This is a genomic window from Brevibacillus borstelensis, from assembly GCF_003710865.1.
Lineage (GTDB): Bacteria > Bacillota > Bacilli > Brevibacillales > Brevibacillaceae > Brevibacillus > Brevibacillus borstelensis.
Map to the genome: position 1 here is coordinate 1 of NZ_RHHO01000095.1, position 1,370 is coordinate 1,370.

Genomic DNA, 1,370 nt, shown 5'->3' on the forward strand with positions numbered 1-1,370 from the left:
CGGGATGGCCGCACAAATTCCGGTAAAAAACGACCCGGCAAAAAACGAGGAAGCGCTGGCAAAAGTGAAAGCAGACAAAGAGCGGGAGGCGTACGACGGACACGATGGAAGCTGGGTGGCCCACCCCGGACTGGTTCCGGTGGCGATGGAAGTCTTTAATCGCCTGATGCCGGAAGCAAACCAGATCTGGTATAAGCGCGAGGACGTCCATGTAACTGCCGCTGACCTGCTGGCCGTACCGGAAGGCCAGATCACCGAAGAAGGAGTCCGCACCAACATCAGGGTAGGGATTCAGTACATCGAGGCATGGCTTCGCGGCTATGGCGCCGTGCCGATCAACAACCTGATGGAAGACGCCGCAACAGCGGAAATTTCCCGCGCTCAGGTGTGGCAATGGATCAAGCACCGCCGGGGTGTTTTGCCGGATGGCCGCAAGATTACGACTGCTTTGGTCACCCAGTGGCTGAGCGAAGAGCTGCAAACCTTGAAACAGCAAATCGGCCAGGAACGGTACGAAACCGGCAAATACAAGCTGGCAGGGGAATTGTTCCTCCAGCTGGTGACGGCCGACGAGTTTTCCGAGTTTTTGACCGTTCCAGGCTATGCCTATCTTGATTAAAAAAGGGAGTGGGAGAAATGAACAAACAAGAGGCTATTCGACAATTAGAGGAAAGCTGGAAGACAGACCGGTTTAAAGGGGTGCAGCGTCCGTATACGGCGGAAGATGTAGTCAGACTGCGGGGCTCGGTCCAAATCGAGCATACGCTTGCCCGGATCGGGGCAGAGCGGCTGTGGCAGTTGCTCAACACGGAGCATCACATCAAGGCGCTTGGCGCTTTGACCGGGAATCAGGCGATCCAGCAAGTAAAAGCGGGATTGAAAGCCATCTATCTAAGCGGCTGGCAAGTAGCCGCCGACGCCAATCTGGCCGGACAGATGTACCCGGACCAGAGCCTGTACCCGGCAAACAGTGTCCCGCAGGTGGTCAAACGGATCAATCAGGCACTGCAGCGGGCAGATCAGATCCAACAGTCCGAAGGGACGGGCGACACCTATTGGTTTGCACCCATCGTGGCAGATGCGGAAGCCGGCTTTGGCGGACCGCTCAACGTCTTTGAGCTGATGAAAGGCATGATCGAAGCGGGAGCATCGGGTGTACACTTTGAGGATCAGCTCGCATCAGAGAAAAAATGCGGCCATATGGGCGGCAAGGTATTGATCCCGACACAGGCGGCCATTCGCAACCTGGTAGCGGCCCGTTTCGCGGCAGATGTCATGGGTGTGCCGACTGTGATCGTAGCCCGGACCGATGCAAACGGAGCGTTTTTGATCACAAGTGACATCGACGACAGCGACAAGCCGTTTTTGAC

At 56.5% G+C, this 1,370-nt stretch carries 1 protein-coding gene and 1 pseudogene; both read left to right on the plus strand.

The genetic code is table 11. The annotated features are described in order from the left end of the window. Positions 1–619 (plus strand): annotated as a pseudogene (locus EDM54_RS25955) (malate synthase A); the annotation flags it as partial. A 17-nt stretch (positions 620–636) separates the two neighbouring features. After that, a partial coding sequence (gene aceA / locus EDM54_RS25960; protein ID WP_183189191.1) for an isocitrate lyase occupies positions 637–1,370 on the plus strand: 734 nt, incomplete at its 3' end.